Raw genomic sequence first — 25389 nt, 5'->3', positions numbered from 1 at the left:
GAGCCGTTCAATTGCAGGTAAGTTGTTGAACTTCCATTCTGAACCATCTGCAATTATGGATGATATTGCAAGCGCATTGTTCCTCTATGTCCAGATGTTTTGATGTTTAACCGCCGGTTCAGCATAATCAAAAAACGGCAGCGGAACAACTTTTTTGTTCGACACTGCCGTTTTTTACGTTCAACTCAATCTATATTTTGCTTATTCGGAAACCTGATAAGGGGTATTCTCCAATCCTTCGGGAAGTTCTCCTATTTTTAGATGATTACCCGGCCCGGTTGGGTCGCAAATGGTATATTGCTTGTTTTCATAGATAACTGACCTGCCTTGTGGTTGTGGAAGCAATACTGCACAAGTTACATGGTCTTTAAACTCCAGCAATAAAACTTCAGTGTTCAGGAGTTTTTCTACCAGATATTTGAATAAAATAGCCCTGTCTTCACAATCGGAATATGGATAGTACAAAGTTTCTTCAGCGCTAAAAGCCAAATTGGGGGTTTTATACACCTCCATGTCTGTTTTATATTCAAAAGCAGTGCGGACAAAACTCAACAGTAATCTGACGGCTTCAGTATTGTTTTTATTTTTCAAAATGTTTTTCAGTGAAAACAAGAGGGAGTTCTGTGCATTTTCTGATAAGGGAATTTTGGCAATATCAGAAAGTGGCAAATTTGGATATTTCCACCTGATATAGAGCATGTTTTTATCAATATCAACATCAAATTTATAGCTATTGTTGTCGTGGATAAACGACAATGTCTTTGTTTCCAGATCAGGATTAGTAAAATTGGGTAGCTTATTTAACTGGAAAGAAAACGACTTACCGGTGTTCAGAACTTTGAAAATGTTTAAAGAGTTGTGAATCAATCTGTATTCTAGCTGTTTTTCCAACGATGACAAATCTATCATCCAGCCTTTTCCATAATCGCGATATGCAGCTTCATATATCTTTTCATCGCTGTAAACCACCAGATGCACCTCTTTCCCGGTATAGTTGATTTCGGCTATATAGCCTGATTTAGTTAATAAAAACCAGGAAAACAATGCATGGTAAGTGATGTTTTCTTTAGGGAATATAGCTTGTACACTTTTTCTGATTAACTGATAGTATAACCAGTCGTTTAACCCCATATTCTTTTTATGGTAAAACAGGTTTCCTAACAAAACATGGTACTTAGTGGCACTTAAATCCTGATAAAACCGGTAAAAAGCCTGTTCATTCTGCTCCCCTTTAAATGGCAGTAGCATAGAACTGCTATATGCTATTTCAATTTTTTCGGAGAAAAAATTGACTTCTAAGGTTTTCTTGTCGCTAAGCGAAGTTTGAGCGTTAAGTGTATAAATGGAAATTGTAAGTAGTAAGAGTAGGAGTTTTTTCATAAAAAACAAATATGGGTTAGAGCAGGGTTTAGTCGGTGCTAATTTAGAACTTTATATTTGTGTTGACAAGAATTTTAAAAAAATATTTGTATTTTACTAAAAATATGACAATTTTAGACGTGTTAAGCAAATTTGATAGAGTTTTCTGGTTTTGTTTGCTCAAAGTTAAGTCCGGGTTGGGTTGACGGTTGTTTTTAGAGTATCTAAATCATCAAACAATTTTGAAGTGATTTGACAAATCAACATGGCTGCCACACATTAAAAAAAAGAAGGGAGGCGATATCTTTGTAATTTTGCGAATTGCAAACCCAAAATCAAAGTATATGCCTCCCAACATTCTGCCTTTAGAGTTATATAAAGACATCCTGTCAGTAGCAAAGATATTACAATTAAGGGATTTTCTGTACTGTTTTATGTGTATTCGATATGGAGTAAGTGTACGGAGTTTATGCCGCTATAGTAACTACTCTGTTCGCACTTGGTTTCGTTTTATGTCAGAGGACTACCTGTGGGAGCGCATTCGTATGAAGTTGTTTTTAGAGTGGGTGTATCAACCGGAGGAGAATTATATTATAGCCATAGACAGAAGTGGTAGAAGGGAAAAGTCGGGACAAGACCTATGGTTTGTCAGAAGTTTTGGAGCAGCATTCAGAAATGCCCCATATTCGGGATTTGTTTTTTTGTGCTTCTCTGATAGCTGTGGGGAAACGGAAATCATATCCGATGGTGGTAGAGCAAGTCGTACAGACAGAGGGGGGACAGGAAGCGGATAGCGGAACAGAAAAAGAAGGCATTAGCTGGCAAGCGGCGCAGTGCCGAAGGCAGATGTTTGGTTCGTGGCAGGAAGCAAGGCAGCAAAAACCGACCCAAGCAGCCCAATCCTACGGCATCCTTTCGGGCATTCACCGCCTTGTTAAACAAGTTGCTTTCGTGCTTACCGGGCATCAACCTGACCTATATGGTAGCAGACTGTGCTTATGCCTCGGGCAGATTATTTCTCTGCGGTAACAAAGACCGGACTTCACCTGATTACCCGTTTGCCTGTAAATGCCGCCCTCGTCTATGCCTACTCAGACCCAGTAGCCCCAAAACATCGGGGAAGACCCAAAAATACGGAGAAAAAGTAGATTTGAACAACCTTGATAACCAAGAACTGAAAGACACCAAAACCGAAAATGGTCTCCTTACTCAGATATGGCAACTGCCCTGTTACAACAAATCCTTAAGCAAAAACCTGTTAAATGTGGGGATAGTAAAAATAACCAATTTGAAAACCCAAAAAGTAGCCTTCTCTAAATTTTGCACCACCGACCCTAACCTCGACTGGCAAACTATGATAGATTATTATAGTTTGCGTTTTCAGATTGAGTTTGACTTTCGGGATGCCAAACAATTTTTCGGACTATCCGATTTCAAAAACTACACCTCGAAAAATCTGACCAATTTTGTTAATCTATGCTTTACCGCTACCTTGACGGCTAAAATTTTGCAGGCACAATATCAGGTTAAATACAATAACCCTAACTTTAGCATTTTAGACCTCAAAATACTCTGTAATACGCGTTTTACGGTCAAAACAGTTATTAAATTGGTACGAAAATCGCCCGATTCAATTTTTAATACTCAATTCGCAGACGGGTTTATGCCAACAGATTTGGTCAATGTCGCTTAAATATCTATAATATAGAAGAAAAAACACGACCGTCTTATCTTATATTTGTGGCAGCCTTGTTGACAAATATAAACAAAAAAATTTTGGACTATCTCAGTTCGTTCAAAGTTGTTTTGCCGAAATTAGGTCGAAAAACCCCAAAATCGGGGAGGCCAGTTTGTCCGTCCATGTTTATATCTGTTGAAAAATAGCCGGTAAAAAAACCGATACTGCTTCGCCACAAATTGAAGTCGTGAAATGTTACTGCACCGTCCTGATTAACGTCTCCGCACGAAAGCGCCCAGAAACCATTGCCTTTGTCTGAAAGAATTAAATTGCCATATAGGGTGTTTTGAGGCAGTCTCAAATCACAGGTACTACCTGATGCACAGGCATTGCCATTGGGTAAGGTGATGGGGTTACTGCTCATTGCCGCCAAATGATTGCGATGTTTTACGGCAATAAAATAACTTCCGGTCGGGAGACCGGTAAAAGTTACTCCCGGTGAACCGTCTGCATCTTGCAAAGTACCATTGTTGAGCAATAACGCAGCTTTACGGGCTTCGACTACTGCGGGATTAGCCGGATTTCGGGCTTCAAGCACCTGAGATTGAATGTTTGTATTCATTGCTGTTGCTTCGGCGTTGAGGGCACCTTCTAAAAACAGACGCAAATGAACCGTTGGCTGAGGAATAACTTCGGCAATGGTTACAATTTGAAAATAGATGTAATCGCCTGTAGAGTTGCTGTCGTTATTGGCAGCGTTACCCACAGTGTAAAAGGTAATATCCCCTGTTCCTGTTGTGGATGGGGCTATCCAACTAAAGTTAAAGGTATAAGTATCGGTCATGACAGGGGCATTTTTATACCGATATGTGTGCTGCTTGCATAAGCCTTAATCTATGTTATTGGGAACCCAGGTGCCAACATTTTCATTTGCAGCATTACGGGCAACCATTGAAAACCCCCATCTTTTTTGACCAATATGGCTGAGGGTTACCGACATTTGGTAAGTTTGCCCGGCTATGTATTGATTGTTTCCGGCATTAAATGTTACTAAAATTGATCCGCTTCCTCCGGTGCCTGGACTATGACAACTCAGGCAGGTTTCGGTGGTTCCCGGTGCACCGGTCATGTTTTGTGGTGGTGTTTCTTCGTTTCCGGATACATAATTGCCATTTTTCCAAAATGAAAACAGCAGGAAACAAATCAACAAGATTAATATCTTAGATTTCATGAGTGCAATCAGAATTATCTTTAAACCTATTCAAATCAACTTAAAAGTAGCAAAGTTAAATCAAAAAAGGGCAACTCTTCCTCTAGTTTTATTTGTTCCACAAACATCAAAGACGGGATAAAGAATTAATATTCCTTTACCCCGTCCGGTTTATTTAAAAAAATCTGATTATTTTTTCAAAATTGCTTTTTGCATAGAGGGAGTGATTAAAATAATCCTTTGAAAGGGAATATTCATCGCTTTCACCTTTTTAAAAGTCAGGCAACTACTTCCTTGATCATCGCAAGGATCCACGGCACCAATCCCCATTTGTTGGGTTAATAATGTTTTTTGAGGCGCATCGAGGTGAGTAGTTGATTTGCCGCAGGTTTGACTGCCATCGCTTTTTACACAACAACAACGCCCGTCTGAGCTGATGATTAACATGCCGTTGGTACAGGTAGGACAATATTCTTTTACAAGTATTTTCTCTGTTGATGAAAATTCTTTAACAGTAGTAGCAAATTGTGCTTTTGATTCCTGGGTATTATAGAACAAGCAGGTGAAAAATGCAGCTAAGAAAATTAAGTTTTTCATGTTTGATTATTTGAATTGTTGTGATAAATTTAACCTAAAGAGGATAAGTAGGTAAAGATTTTTTAACTGATTACAATATTACACATTTTGGAGTTAAGAACAATAGTCTTCAGGAAAGTTTAAATCAATTTGAAGTTTTTTTTTGTTTTAAAATAGAGGATAGGTTATTTGACCTACCCTCTGATTGTAACCCCAAAAAACAAAGCCGGATATTCGAATAAAAAAGTAAGATACCCGGTTTTGTTTGTAGTTGGGTATTTTATTATTTAGTAACAGGAGCCAGGGGCATTTTCTCCTCCTTCAGCTTTCGTAATTCTGAACCAACGTTCTCCATTGAGGTAGGTTTTACCGTCTTCATAGCCAAGTCTATACTGAGATACATCGCCATCGGCATAATTGAGTTGTAAGATTGCGCCGCCTGCGTTGTCGTCTTTAATCACCCATGTACCGTCGCTTCCGCTGTTGCCGGCGTTGTAGGCGCTTGCGCCGGGGGCATTGACACTGAAATTGCTGCTGCCGGCGTAGGTAAAGTATCCCTGACTGCATAAATCCATGCTGCGTTTTACCGAATATCCGCCATAGCTGTCGCCATATCCCGAACTGTATGAACTCATATAGGTCAATCGGGTATCTGACAGTAAATCGCGCCATTGTCTGGCAGTTGCCGAGTTAGAACCTCCATTGTTAGAGGTTTGGGTGTGGTTTTTGATTGCCGGTTGAGTGGTGGCAGTGTTTGTATGTACAGGGGCAGTTCCTCTGTTAAAATTAAGAGTAACATCGCTAGTTTGATACGTTGAGGGATCAACGATGGAAATAGTAAAATCCAAACGGCTTCCACGAACGACTGCATGATAAGCGCTGACATCGCCACTGCTTGTTTCCTGTAATAAACCGTAGGATCCGTTGCCCTGAAGGGTGCCTAAAAAATTCGGCAGTTTCATTGCCCATAACTATTTGTCCTACGATGCCATCTTCATAAGGCATAATTTGCATGGAAATGTTTTGATTGTTGGCAGTGGTATAATAGGTGCCTTCAAAACTGTTGCTGACCTGAGCATAAGCACTGCCTACGGATAATAGCAAAAAGAACACTGCGAAGAAGAAAGATGCTGTTTTCATTGTTTTGTTTTTTTGGGGTAGTTAATTTTTGTTTTTGAAGTTAATTTTTGTGAGTAGTTATTTCCGTCTCACAATACAAAGATACCTCAACCTGTTTGGGTGCTGCAACCAAGTTTTACAAAAACATAGGTTTCTGATAGACCTTTATAGTTGGAAATGCTTTTAAATAAAGGGTTGGAGAGAGTTTGGACTTTATTACAAATGCTTGTAAACTTCGTTATTTTTTTGGAATAAACGGGAAAAATTGTCTTTAAACATATAGTAGCTGATCCGTTAGAGTATTAAAATTCCTTTTTAAATTGAGATTAAAAGTCAACAAGGCTGCCACAAATATAAGATAAGACGGTCGTGTTTTTCTTCTATATTATAGATATTTAAGCGACATTGACCAAATCTGTTGGCATAAACCCGTCTGCGAATTGAGTATTAAAAAATTGAATCGGGCGATTTTCGTACCAATTTAATAACTGTTTTGACCGTAAAACGCGTATTACAGAGTATTTTGAGGTCTAAAATGCTAAAGTTAGGGTTATTGTATTTAACCTGATATTGTGCCTGCAAAATTTTAGCCGTCAAGGTAGCGGTAAAGCATAGATTAACAAAATTGGTCAGATTTTTCGAGGTGTAGTTTTTGAAATCGGATAGTCCGAAAAATTGTTTGGCATCCTGAAAGTCAAACTCAATCTGAAAACGCAAACTATAATAATCTATCATAGTTTGCCAGTCGAGGTTAGGGTCGGTGGTGCAAAATTTAGAGAAGGCTACTTTTTGGGTTTTCAAATTGGTTATTTTTACTATCCCCACATTTAACAGGTTTTTGCTTAAGGATTTGTTGTAACAGGGCAGTTGCCATATCTGAGTAAGGAGACCATTTTCGGTTTTGGTGTCTTTCAGTTCTTGGTTATCAAGGTTGTTCAAATCTACTTTTTCTCCGTATTTTTGGGTCTTCCCCGATGTTTTGGGGCTACTGGGTCTGAGTAGGCATAGACGAGGGCGGCATTTACAGGCAAACGGGTAATCAGGTGAAGTCCGGTCTTTGTTACCGCAGAGAAATAATCTGCCGAGGCATAAGCACAGTCTGCTACCATATAGGTCAGGTTGATGCCCGGTAAGCACGAAAGCAACTTGTTTAACAAGGCGGTGAATGCCCGAAAGGATGCCGTAGGATTGGGCTGCTTAGGTCGGTTTTTGCTGCCTTGCTTCCTGCCACGAACCAAACATCTGCCTTCGGCACTGCGCTGCTTGCCAGCTAATGCCTTCTTTTTCTGTTCCGCTATCCGCTTCCTGTCCCCCTCTGTCTGTACGACTTGCTCTACCACCATCGGATATGATTTCCGTTTCCCCACAGCTATCAGAGAAGCACAAAAAAAACAAATCCCGAATATGGGGCATTTCTGAATGCTGCTCCAAAACTTGACAAACCATAGGTCTTGTCCCGACTTTTCCCTTCTACCACTTCGTCTATGGCTATAATATAATTCTCCTCCGGTTGATACACCCACTTCAAAAACAACTTCATACGAATGCGCTCCCACAGGTAGTCCTCTGACATAAAACGAAACCAAGTGCGAACAGAGTAGTTACTATAGCGGCATAAACTCCGTACACTTACTCCATATCGAATACACATAAAACAGTACAGAAAATCCCTTAATTGTAATATCTTTGCTACTGACAGGATGTCTTTATATAACTCTAAAGGCAGAATGTTGGGAGGCATATACTTTGATTTTGGGTTTGCAATTCGCAAAATTACAAAGATATCGCCTCCCTTCTTTTTTTTAATGTGTGGCAGCCATGTTGAAAAGTTGAAGCGGGCAATTTGCATGAGCAAACTACCCGCCTCGATTATGCTTTCAGGATTTTATGCACTTAAAATCCACTGCTGTTATTGCTTTCGTTGCCTTCCGTTACGGTGTTTTGAGTATCTACTACGATGGTGAAGGTAGCGGGGTCTGCCCAGTTATAGATGGCGGTGCTGGCATTATCCTGATGAGCGTGAACATCGTTTCCGTTGTTGCAGGACAACATGCGCATCAATTTCTTTTTAGATTTAGGACGTGCATAGCTGAATGATTTGGTTTCACCTGCGTTCATATTGGTAATGGTTTGTTCTTGTAAAACCGTGTTTCCACTTTTGAGTTGAACTTTAAAACTGCCTACAATCGGTCCACCGTTGTTCTTTACGCTCCAGGTAATGTTTGGCCAAGTGATTTCTTTTGTAACTACGGCTTGGCTTGTGCTGGGCGAACCAATGGAATTTTTTACTGTGTTGAGTGTGGCGTTATCGCTGCCAACTTTTCCTAAAGAACCACCGCATGAAGCGTTACTTTGCAGGGTATATTTTCCGGAAAGTGAACCTGGAACCAGGTCAGGTCGGGGATACAAGGTAATAGAAGGAATGGTTTTGCTGATTATGTGGTTGCAGAAAGTATGGGTTTCTGCAAATTTTATGCTTGTGATATTTGCCTGAGTGGTAGCTTTAAATACAACAGTGAATGTGCGGCTGGTAGAACTTCCTCCAGAGTTGACACTTGAACTTTGAACTTTTGAATCAGACAGGTCAAGCTTATTAACCGAAGTGCCGGTTATTGTCATTTGATACGTGCGGCCTGCTACTAAAAAGCTCGGAGTTGCTGTGCCTTCTTTTATAGTCAAAGTGCTGATTGTCGGTCGTTTGCGAATATCTACCTTAAAAGATGCTGTTAGCGTGTTGGCAATACCGAATAGGGATATGGTTACTCCATCCTGCTGAACAACATTTGTTCCTACGTTGATGTTAACATCTACCCATGTTTTGCATCCGTCAAAGTCGCCGATACCACCACTGTGTTTGCTTCCAATGGTTGCACTAATTCCAGAAACTCCAGATGAAGCTGAGCCAACTAAGTCACCAAACTTCACAAATACACGGATTTTTTGAGTTTCACCGGTTAATAAATTAGGTCGGTCGCTATTGCTTGTGTAGGTATGTCCGCACATCGTGCGTTTGCAAATGGTTTCTACTGCTTGTGCAGCTTGGAAAACGAAAAGGCCAATTACAGTGATTGCGATGGCAAAAAATTGGCGGGCTGAAAAATTGCTTTGTGTTTTCATGGTCGAAAAAGAATTTGGGGTTAAGAAATTTGAAAATTGTTTTTTGTTGTTGTTTTGAAATTGATTGTTGATGTTTCTTGTTTTCATGACTGCTGTTTTTGGGGTGTTAAAAAATTTTGTTGAGAAAAATTGTTGAATAATGCTTTCGATTTTCGTTTTCATGTTTTCTGAATTTTGGGGTGTTTGAAAATTTTGTGTTGATGATTTTGTTTGTTTGTGAAAGGCTGTTGTTTCCGTCTCACAGTGCAAAGCTACCGCAGCCCTAAGCTGCACGAACACCAGATTTTGCCAAAACATAGGTTTCTGATACCCTTTACCTTTCTTGAATCCTTTATTCCAAAGGGCTACAGAAAAGGAGGGCAGACGAATTAAATTTTGTAAAAAAAATGGAAACCGCCCGAAAAAACTTACTTTTAAGCCAACAAGCCCGTTTACTCATGCCCTCCGACGACCTTTTTACCCTCGTTAAATCACTTACCCCTGCCGAAAAACGGTATTTTAAACTCTTTGCCCAAACCCATGCTTCGGGCGAGGCCACCAATTACCTCCTCCTTTTTGAAGCAATGGATAAGCAAACCGAATATGACGAAGAAGCCATCAAGAAAAAGTATCGTAAAGAAAAGTTTGTGGCACAACTGACCTTTACCCGAAATGCCCTTCGCAACAAAATCTTGGATGCTCTTTGCGCCTATATCGGAGGCTCAAAAGACAATACTATAGTGTTTGAGTTCAGGCAGGCGCTCAATCACCTCCTTGCGTTGTATCGAAAAGGAATTTACGGGCAGATGGAAAAAGACCTGAAACGACTCCTGAAAATGGCAGCCGATTATGAAATGCCCATCTATACACTCGAGTTGTTGCAATGGCAACGCAGGCTGTTGTTAGAGCGAACCGACCGAAACATTACTGAGGATTTGGACGCACTGATTGAGGAAGAGCAGCGCGCTCAACAACTTCTTCAAAATGAAGCCCAATTCAAACATCTGCACGACCGTTTATTGGTTTCTTTAAAAGTGCGCATTCGCGCTAAAGATGCCGAGGCACTCCAAAAAATGGAAGAGCTGATACAAATCCCCCTTTTGCAGGCAGAAAACAATGCCTTAACGCGGCAAGCCAAGCTGTTTTACAACGAAATTTGGGGATTTTACCATTGGCGGATGGGCAACTTTGCATCAATGTATGCCCACCACAAACGAATCATCGAAATCTGGGAAACCAACGACTTGTTCCGAAACGAACACAGGCACGAATACCGAAAGGCTTTGTGTAATTTTCTAAATAGTTGTCACGCCTTTCAGAAATTTGAAGATTACCCGCCCACACTGGTTAAAATTCGCGCCCTTGCTGCTAATGATGTTCCTACCGAAGTCAAGATATTTCACATTTCCTTCTACCACGAACTGTTGTATTATCTCAATACCTTTTCGATTGCTAAAGGTGTAGCCGAAATTCCTGAACGCCTGCCTCAATTAGAAGCGTGGAAAGACCAAATTCACAGTTCCCGACTGCTGACCATTTATTATAATATTGCTTTGGTCTATTTTTTTGCTCATCGTTTTGGCGATGCCCTGACCTGGATTAACGAAATCCTCTCGCATCCCAAAGCCGATACCCGCCGCGAGGTCTATCATACGGCACATATCCTTCAATTGGCCATTCATTATGAGTTAGGGAATATTGATTTGCTCGAAAATCTGCACCGTTCAGTTTATCGAAATTTGAAAAATGCGGACGAACTTCAGTTGTTTGAACGATTGCTGCTGTCCAATTTTAAAAAATTAGCTACCGTCAATGAATACGACAAGAAAGCTATGCGCAGTTATTTTGAAAGTTTTGATAAAGAGTTGAAAGAACAGTTGTCAGAATTTCCCCAAAAGCACCTTTTGGGTTGGTTCGAGATACAAACATGGTTGTCGAGCAAACTTAATGGAATGACTATGAGCGAAGTATTAATCCAGAACAAATAGCCCGGATCCACTTAAAGTTACAGGCAAATGCTCTGATGATTCTCAAATCCACTGAGGATGCCGATACTTTTTGCTCTTTAAAATGTCAATGAGTTTATTATCTATCAACATTCTGTTTGTAACTTATTGTAACAGAGATTACTTTTTCATGATTAGAATCCTTTATAATTGATTCAAAGGTATTTTGCCTGCTTATTGCCCCAACCAAAAGGCTGACTTATACCTTATTTGAGCGCAGTATCAAATTGAACACGAAATAAAAAAACGGCAATGTAATATTGAATTACACTGCCGTTTTTTGTTTTTTGATTTATTTCTTAAATCTGACTATCTGGGCAATCTGATTTCGTGCGTTTCACCATCCGCAGTGGTAAGAATTGCAAATCTGTTGCATTCGCCGTCACCGTAGTCTAAAGTAGCGGTTTCACCGTTTCTGGTAAGTTCTTTTACCCCACTGACAATCCATCTGCAATTGTGTCTTTTTATGAGTTGCTCGGTGATAAGCGTACTGTATGCCACTCCGGTTTTACTGGTGCCACTGCTGTTTCCGGTAATTGCCCAAACATTATCCCAACGAGTATCTGGAGTATCCCACCCTTCAATCATGGTTACAGTTTGAGTCGCTTCGCGAGTCGCAATCGCACCATCGGGATAAGTCAGTGAGCCTCCGACAAGCGTGTGTGTATGGGACGGCTGCCCTTCATCATTCAACCCATTATTCGTTGTGGTATGCGTGCCCTGTACTAAAATGCCATTTACGGTATAATCCTGAAAAGTTTTGGTTTTAGTAGCACCCGGATTGCTCATGGCATCAGAAATGGTAATGATAATCTGACCGGAACGAATACGTCCGCCATCGCTTTCACAACTTGTGCCAAAATCAATGGTGATGGTGTTAGGATAAGTCCCTTCGGGGGCGGTTGAGGTAATTACAGGACATTCATCTGTTGTTTTTCCACTACCGCCGAAACTTTCGGCATATAAGTCTGTCAAGTCAACCACATCGGCAAACAAGTCTTCGGCATTGCTTTCATCGGTAGCAATAGTAATATTTTCATTATTGTTGTTGATAACCTCTTCCTTTTCGCAAGCAATAAAAGTAAGGGCAAACAAGGTCAGGACAAACAGGAACGATGAAACAACAAAGTTTTTTTTTCGGGTAATCATGGTAGTTTGGTTTGATGATGTTTAAAAAAATAAAAATAGAAACGTTTTAAATTATGCCGGCTTAGCTGTCGTGTTGTTGGCAGTTTGACAATTGGTTAATTTGCTTTATTCCCGCACTTTAAAAAAAACAAAAAGAAATTATCCTGTACCAATAATCAAGAACTGTCGTGCCGCAAAAAGAATTCAGGAGTTTATTGTCATATTCAATAAAAAAGTCGGTAATATTAACACAAGATAAAGTTATTTGCCCGGAATATCTATGTATGGGGTTATCTATATTTATTTGACTCAACATTTAAAGACCTGCAACAGGTTATTATCTTTGCGCCGCTTTTTAGATTACTTATATATGGCGTAAGACTAAATTTTCTACAAAACAAAAAAACAAATCAATGAAGTACGATGTAACAGTCATCGGTTCGGGTCCTGGAGGATATGTTGCTGCAATCCGATGTGCGCAATTGGGGTTTAAAACGGCCATTATAGAGCGCTACAACACATTGGGCGGCACCTGTCTCAATGTAGGCTGTATTCCTTCAAAAGCCCTTTTAGACAGTACAGAACATTATCATAATGCCCTGCACAGATTCGAAACACATGGCATCAAAATAGATGGCAATTTAAGTATTGACTTTGCACAAATGATGAAACGCAAAGAACAAGTCGTGCAACAATCTTGTGATGGCATCAACTACTTAATGAAGAAAAACAAAATTGATGTGTTTACCGGGCATGGTTCTTTTGTCAATACCAATACCATACAGATTGTAAAACAGGACGGAACTTCTGAAACTATCGAAACCGGAAAAACCATCATAGCCACCGGCTCGAAACCATCAACGCTGCCCTTTATTACCCTTGATAAAAAACGCATTATCACCTCTACTGAGGCATTGACACTGTCAGAAATTCCTAAAAGTATGGTGGTCATCGGGGGAGGGGTTATAGGTTGTGAACTGGGGTCGGTATATGCGCGCTTAGGAACCGAAGTAACGATTGTGGAATATATGGACAAACTGATAGCGGGCATGGATCACGATCTCGGCCATGAATTGGAACGTTCCTTGAAGAAAACAGGAATTAAATTTCACCTCAATACCGGTGTTACGGCAACAAGCAATGAAGGGACATTTGCCAAAATAACTGCCCATAATCATAAAACCAATACTGATATAGTATTGGAAGCAGAATATTGTTTGGTGGCAATCGGTCGGCGGCCTTACACCGATAACCTTGGGTTGGATAAAATCGGGATTACCCTAAACAAACGGGGGCAAATACCGGTCAACAAACATTTGGAAACCGAAGTGCCCGGAATTTATGCCATTGGAGATGTAATAGAAGGCGCTATGCTGGCACATAAAGCCGAAGAAGAAGGGGTATTTGTAGCTGAAACCATTGCAGGCCAAAAGCCACATATCAATTATCTGCTGATACCCGGTGTCGTCTATACTTGGCCGGAGGTTGCAGGAGTTGGTTATACCGAACAGCAGCTTAAAGAACAGGGCATCTCCTATAAGGTTGGCAAGTTTCCGTTTAAAGCAAGCGGCCGCGCACGCGCGAGCATGGATAAGGACGGGTTGATAAAAGTGCTTGCCGATTCGAAAACCGACGAAATACTTGGAGTACATGCTATAGGCCCCCGAATTGCTGATATCATAGCAGAAGCAGTTGTTGCCATGGAATACCGCGCATCTGCCGAAGATATTTCGCGTATGAGTCATGCCCACCCCACCTATACCGAAGCATTTAAAGAAGCATGTTTGGCAGCCACCGGCAATCGGGCATTACATATTTAAGTTAGTGAATTGTGGCTGATTGTCAGTCTATCAACTGATGAATGAATACCTGTATCGGGTAACATTAAAAACTTTATCTTTGCGGCATGAATACTCAATTAAAAATATACAATACGCTTACGCGTCAGAAAGAACTATTTGAACCGATTAATCCTCCTTTTGTAGGTATGTATGTGTGTGGGCCTACTGTTTATAGCGATGTACACTTAGGCAATTGCCGCACTTTTATCACTTTTGATGTGGTCTATCGTTATTTGCTCCATTTGGGATTTACGGTGCGCTATGTGCGCAATATTACCGATATGGGGCATTTGGAGGATGATGCAGATGAAGGGGAGGACAAAATTGCCAAAAAAGCGCGTATGGAAAGGCTTGAACCAATGGAAATTGTTCAACGATATACCAACGGGTTCAGAAAAGTCATGCAACAGTTTAACAACCTTTCACCCTCCATAGAACCTACTGCAACGGGACATGTGGTAGAGCAAATGGAAATGGTTCAGAAAATATTGGACAACGGATTAGCCTATATAAAAAATGGCTCGGTCTATTTTGATGTGCCCGCCATGATCAAACGGTATCCTGATGTTTACGGTAAATTATCGGGAAAAGTGATGGATGATTTGTTGCAGGAAACCCGCGATTTGAAAAATCAGGACGAAAAAAACAGCCCCACCGATTTTGCTTTATGGATTAAAGCAGCCCCTCAGCACCTGATGCACTGGAATTCGCCCTGGAGTATCGGTTTCCCCGGGTGGCATTTAGAGTGTTCGGTCATGAGTACAAAATATCTGGGCGAACAGTTTGACCTGCATGGAGGGGGCATGGATTTGCAGTTTCCACATCACGAAAACGAAATTGCCCAAAACGTGGGATGTTGCGGCGCAACCCCTGTGCGGTATTGGATGCACGGAAATATGCTGACCATTAACGGGCAGAAAATGTCAAAAAGTCTGGGCAATTCAATCTTACCCGGCGAATTGTTTGAGGGCAACAATAATTTTATGTCTCAGCCTTTCAGCCCCATGACTGTCCGATTCTTTATGATGCAGACCCATTACCGGAGCACATTAGATTTTTCGGATGCGGCATTGCTTGCGGCAGAAAAGGGTTATAAGCGGCTGATGGCTGCTTTGCAGCTTCTTCCCAACCTGAAACACCCGGGTAATACCCAACCTCAGGACCCGGCAGAAGATAAAGCTGTTCAGGATGCCTGTGATGCCTTATACCGGGATATGAACGATGATTTTAACACTGCCATGGTTTTGGCCGATTTGTTTGAGCTGGCCGGAAAAATTAATGCCATCCACAACAAACAACTACCGGACAATGCCCTTGGTATTGACACCTTTAATCGCCTTCAACATGTATTCCCTGCATTTATACAAGATATTCTGGGCTTGAAAGACGACACTGCCTCCAACAATAATCAACTGGCAGACGGGTTAATGGGTTTGGTGCTTGACCTGCGAACCGAAGCCAGGAATAAAAAAGACTGGCCAACTTCAGATTTAATCCGCGACCGGCTAAAAAACCTTCGAATTGTGGTCAAAGATGGCAAAGAAGGTTCGACCTGGACCGTAGAATAACGAAAAATCTGTAAGGATTACAGAATAATTTAAACATGACTGTTTTAAACAGAAAGCCTATAAACGGCATTATATCCTTTTAACTATGAATCTATTCACCCGTTTGTTTTTGCTGGTTTCAATCACAATAGTGTTTTTTGTTGCAGGTTGTACCTCTGATTCTAAACTGCCTCACTCAAAAGATACAACAACACCCGATTCGGGAACTACAACTGCCAATAATACCGGTAAACCGACTATCAATATCCCAAACTTTAGTGCGGACTCGGCTTATGCTTTTGTGCAGAAGCAGGTAGATTTTGGACCACGGGTGCCGGGCACACCGCAACACAAAGCCTGTGCCGAATGGCTGGAAGCTACTTTGAAAAGGTTTGCTCCGGAAACATTTACCCAAACTGCCACGGTAAAAGCTCATAACGGCAAACAACTCCCCATGTACAATATTATCGCAGCGTTTAACCCTCAGGCATCGCGCCGGATTATGCTGTGCGCACACTGGGATACCCGTCCCAACGCAGATCAGGATACCGAAAGAAAAGACGAACCCATCTTAGGTGCGAATGACGGCGGGAGCGGGGTAGGGGTTTTGCTCGAAATTGGCCGTTTGCTTGCAGCCAACCCGGTGTCCAATTTGGGGGTAGATATCATTTTGTTTGACACAGAAGATTACGGCAGTTATTTGGTGGATGATTCTTTCTGTTTAGGTTCTCAGTATTGGAGCAAAAACCTGCATACCCCGGGCTACAAAGCCGAGTTTGGCATTTTGCTGGATATGGTAGGTGCTCCCGATGCCTTGTTTATGCAGGAACTAAACTCGCTGAACTATGCCCCGAATGTGGTGAAAAAGGTTTGGAGCGTAGCCAACGATTTGGGATATGGCAGTTATTTCATCAATAAGCCCACCCGGTCGCCAATTACAGATGACCACTTATACATCAATAAACTTGCCCGTATTCCTACCATTGATATCATCCACTACACTTACGAAGGGAGTTTTGGTGCGTTTTGGCATACTCACAAAGACAATATGAAAGTAGTCAGCAAAACTACCCTTCAAGCAGTCGGGCATACCCTGACCACTGTTTTGTACAGGGAAGGCGCAAATTATAATTAGTCAGTCTGAAGTTCAGTTAAGATTTACCGGAGTTTTTCCCGGATTAGCTCCAACGTTTCAGGGTTACTCCATTGGTTATAACCTGTATGTGTGTGAACTATCTCGCCTTGAGTGTTAATCAGAAAGGTTTGCGGGTATTCAAAAACACCCAGCCATTTAGCACTGCTCTTAAGTTTGAAATTAGTTAACCCATTTGGCTGATGTCGCAGGTAAGTCTGAATAGTGTTCAGGTTTTCGTCTGACAGGCAAACAAACGCCACTCCTTCCTGTTCCAGAATTTGGCGGGCTTTATCTAATTCCGGTTTTTCGGCCCGGCAGGGCGGACACCAGGTTGCCCAAAAATTGACCACCACAGGCTTGCCGTTAAAAGTGTTCAAATCTACTTCGTTCCCCTCTAAATCGAGAACGGACAAATCTAAGATGCTTTGACTTGTGGGCGTACATCCGCTGTTGAAAAGCACAGAAAACACAAACAGAAACAAGAGCGCTTTTTTTGAAAGAAAAGACATGATATTCAGGGTTATCTAAAGAAAAACAAAAAACCCAAAAGAGGCGAAAAAGTTCGCAAAATAAAAAACCCCGGCAAGGATAACTTGCAGGGGTGTTGTTATAAATAAGAAAAGCGCCCTAGCCAAATTGATTTGCACAGCCGGAATATCCGTTAATGCAGGATTTTTAATCCGCTCAAATGTAGGATAAGGGATATTGCTTTTCAACTTTTTTTGACAATATAATGACAAAGTGATAAATCTTGACTACTATTATGCGTGCTTTTCTTCAAATGTCTTCATCACATCCACCAGAATTTTAACTCCATCCAGATCCATAGCATTGTATAAAGATGCTCTGAATCCACCAACCAACCGATGGCCTTTGATGCCCACACATCCGTTTTCGAGCGCAAAATTCAGAAAGCTTGTTTCTAATTCGGGTCGGTTCATCACAAAAGTAACATTCATTAAAGACCGGTCTTTTGAGTTAACCGTGCCGGTGAAAAGACTGTTCCGGTCAATTTCGGCGTATAAATGACCGGCTTTTTCCCGATTATCGGCTTCAATACGTTCAATTCCCCGTTTTTTTATCCATTGAAGCGTGAGATAACACGTATAGATGGCAAAAACAGGGGGCGTGTTAAACATAGATTTGTTTTTAATATGGATTTGATAGTCGAGCATAGTTGGAATTTGCCGGTCCACTTTTCCCAATAATTCAGTATTGACAATAACTAAGGTAGTCCCGGCAGGGCCGATGTTTTTTTGAGCACCTGCATAAATCAAATCAAATTTTGCTGCATCTGTTTTTTTAGAAAAAATATCGGAGGACATATCGGCCACCAAAGGGCAGTTACATTCGGGATATTCGTGAAACTGGGTTCCGAATATGGTATTATTGGTGGTAATGTGAAGATAGGAAAAATCGCTGCCTACTTTTGGGAATGAAGGAATGTATGAAAAATTGGCATCTTCAGAGGAGGCAACTACCGTTGTTTGCCCAAACATTTTGGCCTCGTGAATGGCGTTTTTTGCCCATACTCCTGTGTTAAAATATGCTGCTTTACCGTCTGAAGGGAGCAGATTGAATGGAATCTGGCAGAACTGCATACTTGCACCCCCCCCCAAAAACAGCACTTCGTACTTAGGGGGTAAACTCAACAACTCTTTCACCAAATCCCTTGCTCCGTTAATCACGTTTTCAAAAGTGCTGCTTCGATGTGAAGTTTCTAAAATTGACAATCCTGTTCCGTTAAAATCGAGCAATGCTTGTGCAGACTCTTCAATTACCTCTCGCGGTAAAATGGAAGGACCTGCGTAAAAGTTTATTTTTTTCATAAAGGTATTTTTAAGACTTAAACATGATAGGTTAGATACCGGACTCAAGACGTTAGATGTATGAGTTCAGATGTAAGACTTCAGATAAAAATACGTTGACTTAAAAATATAGGTGGTAAATCTGAAGTGGGTATGGTAATTTACACTTAGACCAAAGCGTTTGATACTATCCCTTTGTTAGGTCAGGTATTAAAATAAAGGGCTAAAAATCTATCTTCTTTCAATTTGAGCACCAATGTTTCGGAGGCGGTCATCAATAAACTGATAACCGCGGTCTATCTGATGGATATTGCTGATGACGCTTTTACCTTCGGCAGAAAGGGCGGCAATGAGCAAGGCCACCCCTGCCCGGATGTCGGGGGATGACATATTGATACCCCGAAGCGGGGAACGCCTTTCAAGACCTATGACTACAGCGCGGTGGGGGTCGCAAAGTATGATTTGTGCGCCCATATCAATCAGCTTATCTACAAAAAACAAACGGCTTTCGAACATTTTCTGGTGAATCAGCACACTGCCTCTGGCTTGTGTGGCGGTAACGAGCACCACACTCATCAGGTCGGGAGAAATACCCGGCCAGGGTGCATCGGCAATTGTCAGGATAGAGCCGTCTATAAAACGCCCGATATGGTAAATTTCCTGTTCGGGAATAAATATATCATCGCCTTTTAACTGAAGTTCGATGCCGAGCTTTTGTTGAAACAGGGCGGGGATGATGCCAAGCTGGTCAATTCTGGCGTTTTTGATGGTGATTTCAGATTGGGTCAGGGCGGCTAAGCCAATAAAACTGCCAATCTCCAGCATATCCGGCAATACTTCGTGCCGGCAACCGTGCAGGGTTTCCACCCCTTCGATGGTGAGCATGTTTGAACCTATTCCGCTGATTTTTGCACCCATATTGTTCAACATCAGGCAAAGTTGTTGGATATATGGCTCGCAGGCTGCGTTATATATGGTAGTGGTGCCTTCGGCCAAAGAGGCAGCCATCAGAATATTGGCTGTGCCGGTAATAGAAGCTTCTTCCATCAAAATATAAGCCCCTTTGAGTTGATCGGCAGAAACGATAAAGGCATTTTCCGTTTCGTCGTAATGAAAGTTCGCGCCTAAAAGTTGCAGTCCTAAAAAATGGGTGTCCAATCTTCGGCGTCCTATTTTGTCGCCTCCGGGCTTTGGCAGATAGGCCCTTTTGAAGCGTGCTAACATAGGACCGATTACCAATACCGAACCCCGGAGTTTACCCGTTTTTGTCCTGAATTCTTCACTGTCCAAATAGTTTAAATCAACTTCGTCAGACAGGAAAGTATAGGTATGAGCGTTGTTACGGGTAACTTTCACCCCCATATCCCTCAATATATCTATGAGTTTGTTGACATCCTGAATGTCCGGAATATTGGAAATTGTAACTTCTTCTTTGGTGAGTAAAGTAGCACTGATAATTTGAAGGGCTTCATTTTTAGCGCCCTGAGGAATTAACTCACCTTTTAACCGCTTGCCGCCGTTTACTATAAATTCGTCCTGGTACATTATTGATAAAGAGGGGATGCTAAAGGTTTTTTTTCCGGTTATTTTTCTTTTTACGTCTGCGGGAGGATTGGCCGTGAGGCTGTCCCTGCCCTTGTTGCTGACCTTTTAACACATTGCCTTGCCCCTGTTTGTTTTGGTTGTTTCCCATCTGTTGGATTGGGATAACCATTGGCTTAGGTACTCCTTTCGAGGCCAGGTATTTTTCTGCCCACTCGTGGTCCAGCAGCCCTTTGGACAGGCTGTTTAAATCGTGTTTAATCAAATCCTCGCTCACATTGAGGTCTTTGTTCCATGTTATATGAACCAGATTCATATAATAAACGATAATCCTGATTAACTCCGCTTTTTTTCTTTCGTCGTCAGTGGCAATTGCTCTTTGAACTAACGCCTCTATGTTTTTGCCATAGTGTTTAAGTTTGATTCTCGAAGAAGGGTAGGGCACTTCCCCGGCTTGCTGCATAATTTGGTCATAACTTTCCGGAGCAGGGTAGGGGGAGTCGATGTCTAATTTGAAATCTGCAATTGCGTGGAGCTGATCCCAAAGCTTATGCCTGAATTCTTCCACATTTTTCAGATTGGGATGTAGCTGTGCCATCAGGTTGACAATTTCTTTGGCAGCAGCAGTCCGCTCCTTTTTGGTTTCTAACTTGATGGTGGATTGTACCAATTTGAGCACGTTTCTTCCATATTCCTTAAACAGCAGTTTCTCCTGCTCTGTATTATAGGTTAAATTTCCTCTTTCGGTCATTTTTTTAATGGTTAATGGTTAGTTTGCCTATTGCACTAAGTCAATTGTCTTACGTCTATTGTCTTACGTCTATTGTCTTACGTCTTTTGTCTTACGTCTTTCGTCTTTCGTCTTTTGTCTTTCGTCTTTTGTCTTTCGTCTTTTGTCTTTCGTCTTTTGTCTTTCGTCTTTTGTCTTTCGTCTTTCGTCTTTCGTCTTTCGTCTTTTGTCTTTCGTCTAAACGCTACATTTTCCCCAATTCGCCTTTCAAAAAGTCTATCACTTTCACCTCTGTGGCATCCATATTGCGCTCCTGAGCAAGATACCAACTGAGCCAGTCGCCGAAATGAATCAGATATAGCAACCGTTCAGTTTTGGTGTTGCCCAATGCGGTCAGTTCATAAATGCTGTCCGTATATTGGCCGATGATCGTTTTGTTGATGTCTATGCGGTACTGTGAACGGTTAAAAACATCGGATGCCCGAAGGAAAACAGGAGCATAGGTATGGTCTTTGGTTCGCCATCCGACAAGTTCATTATGGTTCATTTCGGGGATAATATGATGCCAGCAGAGTTGTTTTCCGTTTTCGTTGATTTGTTGCCGCCATCTGATGGCAACTGAGCCGTAACCGTCCGGGGCATAGATTATAGGTAATTGTTTGGCCATGGTTTTTGCCCATTGAGCCGATTGACTTTTGATGTTTTCCTGCTCGCGGTCTAATAAAGCGATGGCAGCTTCGATTTCACCAATAAAACGGTTGTCAATAAACCCGAAGTATTGAAGGACAAAGAACTGCTGAACAAATGAATAACCCAAACTTGCTCGGGGAGGGCGACCGGAGGGTAGTTTGATGAGGTCTAAACCGTGTTCGGAGGCTATTTTTTCCATCGTACCACCTGTAGTAACACACACGATTTTAGCCTTTTTTTTAATCGCAATTTGCAACGCATGGGTCGTTTCTTCGGTATTGCCGGAATAAGAAGAAGCAATCACCAATGTATTTTCATTGACAAACCCGGGCAGCAAATAGTTTTTATTGACTAACATGGGAATCTGAAGATCGGAGGCAGTCAGGTCTATGACCACATCTGCACCCATGCCCGAACCTCCAAGACCTGTTACTAATATATTGGTAATGGGGTGGGTATGAGGGGTAAACGTTGCTTTTTTTCCAATTTCCAATGCCTCGGCAAGTTGTTTCCCGAAACCCGATATCAGTTCATACATTGTCATGTTTGCTAATTTTTGGTTAAATTTTGTGCAAAGTTACAAACCTAATGGTCAAATACCGAATCGTTGGGGAATTTAAAGAGGAAAGCAGGCTTTTTATGTTGAAAAAGTACAGAGGGTTTGAGAACCGGCATCAAACTAAATTTCGACTGATTTTTTTGGGCAAAACTATATCGTTTGCGACAACATGAATACAGGTGCAAGAATCGGTCAATTTTTAGGGTTGACAATAAAGCATTGCAGGGGTGCATTGCGTCATTGCACAGGTGATTTAAAGTATTGCAGAGTTGCATTGTGTCCTTGCACAGGTGATTTAAAGCGTTGCAGAGTTGCATTGTGTCTTTGCGCAGGCGATTTTATGCATTGCAGGGGTGCATTGCGTCATTGCACAGGTGATTTAAAGCATTGCAGGGGTGCAATAAGTCTATGTGCAGGTGATTTAAAGTATTGCAGGGGTACATTAAGTCAATGCACAGGTGATTCAAAGCATTGCAGGGGTGCATTGACTCTTTGCGGAGCAACAAAAAGCACCTGTCCAAAGGGAATTTCCGTTGCGCAGTTTTTTTCTGCCATAAAAACTTTTGAGAGTTCGATACAAATAAGAAAAGAGCAACTTCCAACAATAATCTTGCCTTGTTTGACCATAAGATTAAAACGAAATACAGTTTTTATTAATTGCTAATTCGTGAATTGTTTCATTAGGATACAGATAATTGGTCAATAGGTAATTTATTTTACAAAACCCCCGAAAATATTTATTAAAATTTGGATAATCGCCTCTGTTTTATAAGGAAATGCGATTTTTTGAATTTTTTTCCCCAATTTTTTTAAAAAAACCGGGTTGAATTGGTTGAATTAGCCTGATATAATGCTATATTTCCGCACCAGAATTTTTAAGGGTATATTTTTTAGAACAAAGAGCCCCGTTTTTCACCAGTATTTTGCGTGAACATTTCAATTTAATCACGCCATTTTTTAATTAAAACAAGTTTAATTCTACAACTAATTCAAATAAATACTTAACTATGAGAGAAATCTACAAAACCTTTAAATGTTTTTTTTATTGTTGTGTTTGTTTTTGCCTGTTCGCTCTATTCAGTTTAGAGGTTCATGCCCAGGCTGGTCAATGTCTTACGCTCGGATGCAGTACCGGTGTCTCTTTTGGAAGTACTCAATCAACTACATCTACTACTTTTGTCAATTCTGTATCCGGTACTTGGGCAGGAGAATATAACACCTATAACGTTACCTCCGGAATGCAGTATGAATGGTCTTTATGTACAGCAGATGGAGCTGTAGTAGGAACAAATACCGACAGCCAGTTAAGCTTACGCAGAAATGACACAAATGCTGCGTTATGCTATAGTGATGACTTATGTGGAGCACATGCTAAAATTTTATGGACTGCCACATTCACCGGTGTAGTAAGGGTGTATATTCACCGTTATAATTGTACCTCATTATCTACCAGTCATACTGTTCGTTGGCGTTGTGTTTCTTGCGGCGGCGGAGGCGGCGGGTGTGTAGGTCCTCCCTACTGCGATCAGACTCAACCAGGTCCGGGGTACACTCTTCTGCCTGCTTGTCAAACTTCAATATGTGCGGCGGATTCGTATTGTTGCTCTACTCAATGGGACAGCATCTGCGCAACTGCTGCTTCAACAAACGCAAATTGTGTCAATTGCCGCTCTACCTGTAGCGGCGGTGGCGGGTGTACTTATACTGTACCATTTTCAGGCAGTAACAGTATTACTACCTGTACCGGTACGATTTGTGAACATGCCGGTACGGCAAATTATAGTAACAATGCCAATGGATTTACAATTATTAATCCTGCAACAGCGGGCAATATGGTTCGTTTAACTTTTACTTCATTTTCTTTGGAATGTTGTTGCGACTTTGTTACCGTATTTAATGGTGCCGGTACCGGCGGTACAACGCTTTTTAACGGAAACTGTACCTCATTACCTCCTGTGTTAACCTCTACTGTAGGACCCTTAACCATTCGGTTTACTTCTGATTTTTCAGTTGTAAGTTCAGGTTTCAGTGCCAACATATCCTGTGTACCGCCCCCCTGTACACTTACTGCTAATGCGGGCTCAAATGTTTCGATTTGCAACGGGTCAAGCACAGTATTAACCGGAAGTTCTTCGGGAATTTCTCCCACCTATTCCTGGTCGCCTTCCGGCAGTCTGAACAATCCAAATATTTCCAACCCCACGGCTTCTCCTTCTACAACAACTACATATACACTTACGGTAACAGAAGGCGCTTGCACGGCAACCAGTCAGGTTACAGTTACGGTCAATCCCAGCCCATCCGCACCTACAAGTGTTACCGCTTCTCCCTCCAATCATTGTCCCGGAGGAGGAGTTACCCAGCTAAATGCGACCTCATCCGGTAACAGTATCCGGTGGTTCACCGTACCTGTCGGTGGCTCTTCTTTAGGTACAAGTGGAAGTGGAGTAAATTTCCCTGTATCAACGAGTAGCTCTACTACCTACTATGCCGAAGCTCTAACCGGTGCCGGTTGCATTTCTTCTACCCGTACTGCGGTAACTGTAACGGTTGGCGATGCTATTCCTCCCACCATTAACTGCCCATCCACGGTTACCGTTGGCAATATGGCGGGGCAGTGTGCTGCTACAGTAAATTTCATCACCCCAACGGGAACAGATAACTGTCCCGGAGCAACCACCATCCAAATTGGCGGGCTGCCCAGCGGCAGCAGTTTCCCGGTAGGCTCTACCACTAACACCTTCCTGGTTCAAGCGGGTAATGGTCAAACTGCACAGTGTAGTTTTAATGTGGTTGTCAATGATACACAAGCCCCAAGTGCCAACTGTCAAAACGCAACTGTTTCATTGGGACCCGGCGGAATTGCATCCGTGTCTGCTTCACAAATAAATAACGGCAGTGTGGATAACTGCGGAATAACAGGCACTTCCCTGTCTGGAACAACAAATTATAATTGTACCCATATCGGAGGCACCTTTACTGTAACCCTTCAGGTAAACGATGCGGCAGGAAACACCGCTACCTGTTCGGCAACTGTTACAGTCAACGATAACAACGGCTACTGTTGCGATGCCCCGCAAGCCATCTGCCATCCATCCCCTTCAGTTATATTAAATGGTTCGGGAACCGCTACTTTAACCCCCTCACAAGTTGATAACGGCAGCACCGCAGACTGTGGTTTGCAATCTATACAGGTCTCTCCCACCAACTTTAACTGTGCGCATGTCGGTTTTCCGCAAACCGTAGTGTTAACAGTTACCGATATCTACAACAATACCTCGACATGTCAGACCACATTAACCGTTGCTGATAATTCCGCCGCCGTCTGTGGTGTGTAAAAATCATCAGGTTTATTTGTCCGGTAA

General features: G+C 41.8%; 22 protein-coding genes. 7 read left to right on the top strand and 15 right to left on the bottom strand.

Annotation, left to right across the window (positions count from 1 at the left end; all coding sequences use genetic code 11):
* Positions 1 to 201: 201 nt before the first annotated feature.
* A complete protein-coding gene (locus IPM47_21395) occupies positions 202 to 1380 on the bottom strand; it encodes a hypothetical protein (protein QQS29348.1) in 1179 nt (392 codons plus the stop codon).
* 323 nt (positions 1381 to 1703) lie between these two features.
* Between IPM47_21395 and IPM47_21390 the strand changes: the two genes are divergently transcribed.
* Both IPM47_21390 and IPM47_21385 read left to right on the top strand, forming a co-directional pair.
* Positions 1704 to 2153 carry a hypothetical protein gene (locus IPM47_21390; GenBank protein ID QQS29347.1) on the top strand — a complete coding sequence of 150 codons (450 nt, stop codon included), beginning with the start codon at positions 1704 to 1706 and terminating at the stop codon, positions 2151 to 2153.
* A 56-nt stretch (positions 2154 to 2209) separates the two neighbouring features.
* Positions 2210 to 3052 carry a hypothetical protein gene (locus IPM47_21385; GenBank protein ID QQS29346.1) on the top strand — a complete coding sequence of 281 codons (843 nt, stop codon included), beginning with the start codon at positions 2210 to 2212 and terminating at the stop codon, positions 3050 to 3052.
* Between the two features lie 88 nt (positions 3053 to 3140).
* On the opposite strand, the gene IPM47_21380 is transcribed toward IPM47_21385, so the two are convergent.
* The 8 genes from IPM47_21380 to IPM47_21345 form a co-directional block, all read right to left on the bottom strand.
* The gene (locus tag IPM47_21380; protein ID QQS29345.1) at positions 3141 to 3881 is read right to left on the bottom strand and encodes a hypothetical protein; all 741 of its coding nucleotides are present in this window, start codon (positions 3879 to 3881) and stop codon (positions 3141 to 3143) included.
* Between the two features lie 45 nt (positions 3882 to 3926).
* A complete protein-coding gene (locus tag IPM47_21375; protein ID QQS29344.1) occupies positions 3927 to 4268 on the bottom strand; it encodes a hypothetical protein in 342 nt (113 codons plus the stop codon).
* A gap of 168 nt (positions 4269 to 4436) precedes the next feature.
* Entirely contained in the window at positions 4437 to 4844 is a 408-nt protein-coding gene (locus IPM47_21370) for a hypothetical protein (protein ID QQS29343.1), read from the bottom strand.
* A 266-nt stretch (positions 4845 to 5110) separates the two neighbouring features.
* Positions 5111 to 5785, bottom strand: coding sequence for a hypothetical protein (locus IPM47_21365; GenBank protein QQS29342.1), 675 nt, complete (start codon positions 5783 to 5785; stop codon positions 5111 to 5113).
* Positions 5786 to 6389: 604 nt separating this feature from the next.
* Positions 6390 to 6881, bottom strand: a complete 492-nt coding sequence (locus IPM47_21360) for a hypothetical protein (GenBank protein ID QQS29341.1) — start codon at positions 6879 to 6881, stop codon at positions 6390 to 6392.
* Between the two features lie 2 nt (positions 6882 to 6883).
* Positions 6884 to 7309, bottom strand: coding sequence for a transposase (locus IPM47_21355; protein ID QQS29340.1), 426 nt, complete (start codon positions 7307 to 7309; stop codon positions 6884 to 6886).
* 5 nt (positions 7310 to 7314) lie between these two features.
* Complete coding sequence (locus IPM47_21350) at positions 7315 to 7683, bottom strand: hypothetical protein (protein QQS29339.1); 369 nt, start codon at positions 7681 to 7683, stop codon at positions 7315 to 7317.
* A 152-nt stretch (positions 7684 to 7835) separates the two neighbouring features.
* Complete coding sequence (locus tag IPM47_21345) at positions 7836 to 9146, bottom strand: hypothetical protein (protein ID QQS29338.1); 1311 nt, start codon at positions 9144 to 9146, stop codon at positions 7836 to 7838.
* 299 nt (positions 9147 to 9445) lie between these two features.
* Here IPM47_21345 and IPM47_21340 point away from each other — a divergent pair, with 299 nt between their 5' ends.
* The gene (locus IPM47_21340) at positions 9446 to 11026 is read left to right on the top strand and encodes a hypothetical protein (protein QQS29337.1); all 1581 of its coding nucleotides are present in this window, start codon (positions 9446 to 9448) and stop codon (positions 11024 to 11026) included.
* Positions 11027 to 11353: 327 nt separating this feature from the next.
* On the opposite strand, the gene IPM47_21335 is transcribed toward IPM47_21340, so the two are convergent.
* On the bottom strand, positions 11354 to 12193 hold the full coding sequence (locus IPM47_21335) for a hypothetical protein (protein QQS29336.1): 840 nt from the start codon (positions 12191 to 12193) through the stop codon (positions 11354 to 11356).
* A gap of 392 nt (positions 12194 to 12585) precedes the next feature.
* Between IPM47_21335 and lpdA the strand changes: the two genes are divergently transcribed.
* The 3 genes from lpdA to IPM47_21320 all read left to right on the top strand — a co-directional run bounded on the left by lpdA (position 12586) and on the right by IPM47_21320 (position 16695).
* On the top strand, positions 12586 to 13992 hold the full coding sequence (gene lpdA, locus IPM47_21330) for a dihydrolipoyl dehydrogenase (protein QQS29335.1): 1407 nt from the start codon (positions 12586 to 12588) through the stop codon (positions 13990 to 13992).
* A gap of 86 nt (positions 13993 to 14078) precedes the next feature.
* Positions 14079 to 15581, top strand: coding sequence for a cysteine--tRNA ligase (locus tag IPM47_21325; protein ID QQS29334.1), 1503 nt, complete (start codon positions 14079 to 14081; stop codon positions 15579 to 15581).
* Between the two features lie 85 nt (positions 15582 to 15666).
* On the top strand, positions 15667 to 16695 hold the full coding sequence (locus tag IPM47_21320; protein QQS29333.1) for a M28 family peptidase: 1029 nt from the start codon (positions 15667 to 15669) through the stop codon (positions 16693 to 16695).
* Between the two features lie 23 nt (positions 16696 to 16718).
* Here IPM47_21320 and IPM47_21315 read toward each other — a convergent pair whose 3' ends face one another.
* From IPM47_21315 to IPM47_21295, 5 genes are all read right to left on the bottom strand, one after another.
* Positions 16719 to 17204: a TlpA family protein disulfide reductase gene (locus tag IPM47_21315; protein ID QQS29332.1), complete on the bottom strand. Its 486-nt coding sequence runs from the start codon at positions 17202 to 17204 to the stop codon at positions 16719 to 16721.
* Between the two features lie 252 nt (positions 17205 to 17456).
* Positions 17457 to 18524, bottom strand: a complete 1068-nt coding sequence (gene serC / locus IPM47_21310; GenBank protein QQS29331.1) for a 3-phosphoserine/phosphohydroxythreonine transaminase — start codon at positions 18522 to 18524, stop codon at positions 17457 to 17459.
* A 210-nt stretch (positions 18525 to 18734) separates the two neighbouring features.
* Positions 18735 to 20048 carry a UDP-N-acetylglucosamine 1-carboxyvinyltransferase gene (murA, locus tag IPM47_21305; protein ID QQS29330.1) on the bottom strand — a complete coding sequence of 438 codons (1314 nt, stop codon included), beginning with the start codon at positions 20046 to 20048 and terminating at the stop codon, positions 18735 to 18737.
* A 19-nt stretch (positions 20049 to 20067) separates the two neighbouring features.
* The gene (locus tag IPM47_21300; GenBank protein ID QQS29329.1) at positions 20068 to 20796 is read right to left on the bottom strand and encodes a DUF4290 domain-containing protein; all 729 of its coding nucleotides are present in this window, start codon (positions 20794 to 20796) and stop codon (positions 20068 to 20070) included.
* A gap of 223 nt (positions 20797 to 21019) precedes the next feature.
* Entirely contained in the window at positions 21020 to 22009 is a 990-nt protein-coding gene (locus IPM47_21295) for a bifunctional phosphoglucose/phosphomannose isomerase (GenBank protein QQS29328.1), read from the bottom strand.
* Between the two features lie 1022 nt (positions 22010 to 23031).
* On the opposite strand from IPM47_21295, the gene IPM47_21290 reads away from it, so the two are divergent.
* Positions 23032 to 25362 (top strand): HYR domain-containing protein, encoded by a 2331-nt coding sequence (locus IPM47_21290; protein ID QQS29327.1) that lies wholly within the window; start codon positions 23032 to 23034, stop codon positions 25360 to 25362.
* Positions 25363 to 25389: the final 27 nt, after the last annotated feature.

Source organism: Sphingobacteriales bacterium (assembly GCA_016700115.1).
In the GTDB taxonomy this organism is placed as follows: domain Bacteria; phylum Bacteroidota; class Bacteroidia; order Chitinophagales; family UBA2359; genus UBA2359.
The sequence above is the reverse complement of the archived record's forward strand: the minus strand, read 5'-3'. Positions and strand labels throughout refer to the sequence as shown.

Coding starts and splice junctions, on each gene's coding strand:
- IPM47_21395 (QQS29348.1), bottom strand. CDS start 1,380: ATGAAAAAACTCCTACTCTTACTACTTACAATTTCCATTTATACACTT.
- IPM47_21390 (QQS29347.1), top strand. CDS start 1,704: ATGCCTCCCAACATTCTGCCTTTAGAGTTATATAAAGACATCCTGTCA.
- IPM47_21380 (QQS29345.1), bottom strand. CDS start 3,881: ATGACCGATACTTATACCTTTAACTTTAGTTGGATAGCCCCATCCACA.
- IPM47_21375 (QQS29344.1), bottom strand. CDS start 4,268: ATGAAATCTAAGATATTAATCTTGTTGATTTGTTTCCTGCTGTTTTCA.
- IPM47_21370 (QQS29343.1), bottom strand. CDS start 4,844: ATGAAAAACTTAATTTTCTTAGCTGCATTTTTCACCTGCTTGTTCTAT.
- IPM47_21365 (QQS29342.1), bottom strand. CDS start 5,785: ATGAAACTGCCGAATTTTTTAGGCACCCTTCAGGGCAACGGATCCTAC.
- IPM47_21350 (QQS29339.1), bottom strand. CDS start 7,683: ATGCCTCCCAACATTCTGCCTTTAGAGTTATATAAAGACATCCTGTCA.
- IPM47_21345 (QQS29338.1), bottom strand. CDS start 9,146: ATGAAAACAAGAAACATCAACAATCAATTTCAAAACAACAACAAAAAA.
- IPM47_21340 (QQS29337.1), top strand. CDS start 9,446: ATGGAAACCGCCCGAAAAAACTTACTTTTAAGCCAACAAGCCCGTTTA.
- IPM47_21335 (QQS29336.1), bottom strand. CDS start 12,193: ATGATTACCCGAAAAAAAAACTTTGTTGTTTCATCGTTCCTGTTTGTC.
- lpdA (QQS29335.1), top strand. CDS start 12,586: ATGAAGTACGATGTAACAGTCATCGGTTCGGGTCCTGGAGGATATGTT.
- IPM47_21325 (QQS29334.1), top strand. CDS start 14,079: ATGAATACTCAATTAAAAATATACAATACGCTTACGCGTCAGAAAGAA.
- IPM47_21320 (QQS29333.1), top strand. CDS start 15,667: ATGAATCTATTCACCCGTTTGTTTTTGCTGGTTTCAATCACAATAGTG.
- IPM47_21315 (QQS29332.1), bottom strand. CDS start 17,204: ATGTCTTTTCTTTCAAAAAAAGCGCTCTTGTTTCTGTTTGTGTTTTCT.
- serC (QQS29331.1), bottom strand. CDS start 18,524: ATGAAAAAAATAAACTTTTACGCAGGTCCTTCCATTTTACCGCGAGAG.
- murA (QQS29330.1), bottom strand. CDS start 20,048: ATGTACCAGGACGAATTTATAGTAAACGGCGGCAAGCGGTTAAAAGGT.
- IPM47_21300 (QQS29329.1), bottom strand. CDS start 20,796: ATGACCGAAAGAGGAAATTTAACCTATAATACAGAGCAGGAGAAACTG.
- IPM47_21295 (QQS29328.1), bottom strand. CDS start 22,009: ATGACAATGTATGAACTGATATCGGGTTTCGGGAAACAACTTGCCGAG.
- IPM47_21290 (QQS29327.1), top strand. CDS start 23,032: ATGAGAGAAATCTACAAAACCTTTAAATGTTTTTTTTATTGTTGTGTT.